The sequence below is a fragment of the Streptomyces sp. NEAU-YJ-81 genome (genome assembly GCF_017592595.1).
Taxonomy (GTDB): domain Bacteria; phylum Actinomycetota; class Actinomycetes; order Streptomycetales; family Streptomycetaceae; genus Streptomyces; species Streptomyces hygroscopicus_B.
Window position 1 is genome coordinate 1 of sequence record NZ_JAGFNO010000098.1, and the last position, 4016, is coordinate 4016.

1 protein-coding gene is annotated in these 4016 nt (G+C 67.7%); it reads right to left on the bottom strand.

What is annotated here, in order from left to right; all coding sequences use genetic code 11:
• Window positions 1-3969 (bottom strand): beta-ketoacyl synthase N-terminal-like domain-containing protein (locus J5X86_RS49990; protein ID WP_374229512.1); only part of this gene is annotated, 3969 nt, incomplete at its 3' end.
• Window positions 3970-4016 lie beyond the last annotated feature (47 nt).

Genomic DNA, 4016 nt, shown 5'->3' on the forward strand with positions numbered 1-4016 from the left:
GGCCGCGTCGAGAAGTGCCGGATGCAGTCCGAACCCCGCCGCCCGGACCCGATGCTCCTCCGGCAGCGCCACCTCCGCATACACCGCACCATCCAACCGCCACGCCGCCCGCACCCCCTGAAACACCGGCCCATACCGATAGCCCACCCCTTCCAAACCCTCGTACAAGCCCTCCACCTCCACCGGATCCACCGCCACCGCACCCACCGGAGGCCACACCGACAACCCCACGTCAGGCACAGAGATCCCCTCCGCACGACACAACGTCCCGGTGGCGTGCCGCACCCACCCAGCGCCCACACCCGCATCCTCCGCCCGCGAATACACCCGCACACCACGCCGACCACCCTCACCGGCCTCCCCCACACACACCCGCACCTGCACCGCCCGCTCCTCCGCCAACACCAACGGAGACTCCATCACCAACTCCTCCGCCCCACCACACCCCACCTCATCCCCAGCCCGCACCACCAACTCCACAAACGCCGCCCCCGGCAACAACACCGCACCCGCAGCCACATGATCACCCAGCCACCGATGCGACCCCAACGACAACCGCGACGTGAACAACACCTCACCCGAGTCCGGGACCTCCGTCACGGCGCCCAATAGTGGATGGCCGACGCCCGTCAACCCGGCAGACGCCACATCACCGACGCCACGGCCGTCCCCGACCAACCAGTAATGCTCCCGCTGGAAGGCATACGTCGGCAGATCCGAAATGTGGGAGGGGAGAGCCGTGGCACCGAACAGGGCGCCGAAGTCGACACGTACATGTGCCACATGCAGTCGAGCGACGGCGGACAACAGCGCACGGACCTCATCGCCATCCCGCCGAAGCGACGGCACCACCACGGACTCTGCGGCCGACTCCTCCGGCAGACAGTCACCGACCATCGCGGACAACACCGCATCCGGCGCCAACTCGAGGTAGGTGCTCACACCGTAATCGGCAAGCGCCCGCACACCATCCGCGAACCGCACCGCCGAACGCACATGCTCCACCCAGTACTCCGGCGAACACACCATCTCCGCGTCCGCCAACTCGCCGGTCACATTCGACACCAGAGGAATCACCGGCGCGGCGAACGACACATCGGCAATCGCCTCCCGGAACATCTCCAGCATCGGCTCCATCCGCGCGGAATGAAACGCATGCGAAACCGCCAACCGCCTCGTCCGACACCCCCGCCCCGAAAGCTCGCCCGCCACCCGCAACACCGGCTCCTCATCACCGGAAATCACCACCGCCGCAGGACCGTTCACCGCCGCAATATCCACCCCCGACACCAGCAACGACCGCACCTCGTCCTCACCCGCACCCACCGCAACCATCGCACCACCCTCCGGCAACGCCTCCATCAACCGACCCCGCGCCGCCACCAACACCGCCGCATCCTCCAGTGACAACACACCCGCCACATACGCCGCCGCCACCTCACCCACCGAATGCCCACCCACCACATCCACCACCACACCCCACGACTCCACCAACCGGAACAACCCCACCTCCACCGCAAACAACCCCGCCTGAGCAAACACCGTCCGCTCCAACAACCCCCCATCCCCGAACACCACCTCCCGCACCGAACCCGACACACCACCCGCACCCAGCTCAAGGTCCAAGGCGTCGCACACCGCGTCGAAGGCCTCCCGGAACACGGGAAACACCTCATACAACCCACGCCCCATCCCCACCCGCTGACACCCCTGACCAGCAAACAACACCCCCAACCGACCACGCACCACCGAACCCGACACCACACCCGCAGCCGGCTCACCCCGCGACACCGTTGCCAGCCCCGCCAACGCCTCCTCCCGATCCCCCGCCACCACCACCGCACGATCCGACAACCCCGCCCGCCCACAACCCAACGCGAAGCCGAGTGCACTCAAGTCGAGCTGCGGCTCAGCCGCGACAAAGGACCGTAGCCGTCGCGCCTGGTCAGCAAGCCCTGCGGCACCTCGGCCGGATACCACCAGTGGCACAGGGACGCTCTTCGGCCAGGACATCACCGGATCGGTCGGCTCGGTCGCCGTCGGCGCCGCCTGTTCCAGGATGACGTGGGCGTTGGTGCCGCTGACCCCGAACGCCGATACCCCGGCCCGACGCGGATGCCCCATCTCCGGCCACACCCGCTCCTCGGTCAGCAGCTCCACCGCACCCGCTGACCAGTCCACCTGCGGCGTCGGCTCATCCACATGCAATGTCCGAGGGGCGATGCCGTGCCGCATCGCCATGACCGTCTTGATCACACCAGCCACACCCGCAGCCGCCTGCGCATGACCAATATTCGACTTCAACGACCCCATCAACAAAGGCCGATCACGATCCTGACCGTACGTGGCCAACACCGCCTGCGCCTCGATCGGATCACCCAGCGCCGTTCCCGTGCCATGCGCCTCGACCACATCCACCTCGGCGGCCGACACCCCCGCGCTGGCCAGGGCCTGACGGATGACACGCTGCTGCGAGGGACCATTCGGCGCCGTCAGACCATTCGACGCACCATCCTGGTTCACCGCGCTACCCCGTACCACCGCCAGCACCTGGTGACCGTTCCGCTCCGCGTCCGACAGCCGCTCCAGCGCCAGCACACCCACGCCCTCGGCCCACCCCGTGCCGTCTGCTGAAGCGGCGAAGGACTTACACCGGCCATCGATCGACATACCGCGCTGCCGCGAGAAGGCGATGAAGATGCCGGGAGTGGGCATCACCGTGACGCCGCCGGCCAGCGCGATCGAACACTCGCCCGCTCGCAACGCCTGCGCCGCCAGATGCAACGCCACCAGGGACGAGGAGCACGCCGTGTCCACCGCGACCGACGGGCCCTCGAAGCCCAGCGCATAGGACACCCGCCCTGACAGCACGCTCGCCGAGGCACCGAGGCCCAGCATGCCCTCCAACTCGGCGGGCACCGGCTCTACGCCCGACCCGTAGTTGTGGTACGTCACACCGGAGAAGACACCCACGTCCTTGCCCCGCAGGGTGGTCGGGTCGATCCCGGCCCGTTCCAGCGCTTCCCATGAGGTCTCCAGCATCAGACGCTGTTGGGGGTCCACGGCCAGCGCCTCACGCGGCGAGATCCCGAAGAAGCCCGCATCGAACTTCCCGGCATCATGCAGAAACCCGCCCTGGTGCGCATAGCTGGTGCCGGGGTGGTCCGGGTCCGGGTGGAACAGATTCTCCAGATCCCAGCCACGGTTCACCGGGAAGTCGCTGACCCCGTCCCGCCCATGAAGCACCAGGTCCCACAGCTCTTCCGGAGTGGAGACTCCACCCGGCAGCCGACACGCCATGCCCACGATCGCGATCGGCTCAGTCGACACGTCCGCGAGCGCTGGTGGCGGAGCCGGTACCGCCTCCGGGGCCGTCGTGTCCCCGATGAGCTCGTCACGGAGAAGGGCGGCGAGAATCTGGGGCGTGGGGTAGTCGAAGAGCAGGGTGGTCGGCAGGGTCCGGTCGGTGAGTGCGTTCAGACGGTTTCGCAACTGCACGGCGGTGGCCGAGTCGAACCCGATCTGGTTGAACACCATGTCCGGTTCAATGGCATCCAGCGAGGGGTGCCCCAAGACGCTTGCGGTCTCCTGGCGGACGGTCTCGAGCAGGATGCGTTCCTGTTCCGGCGCGGACTCCCCGAGAAGGCGAGCGGTCAATGTGCCTATCTCGGTGGGCAGTTCGGCCATGCCCGGGAGTTGATCGTCGATGGACCCCGTATCGGCGGTAGTGGCGTTCTTGAGCCAGTAGTGCTGGTGTTGGAACGCGTAGGTCGGCAGATCCAACGCGGCATGCCCGGGGATGTCGCCGAGCAGCGCGGTCCAGTCGACGGGGACACCACGTACGTACACCTCGCCCAGGGAGGTGAGCACGCGCCGCATGCCACCCTCATCCCGGCGAAGGGTGCCGGTCACCACAACCGGTCCGGCGTCCGCCAGCTCCGCCGCCGCCTCGATGCTCATCGTCAGCACCGGATGCGCACTCACCTCAACAAACCCCGCAAAGCCTTCCTCGATCA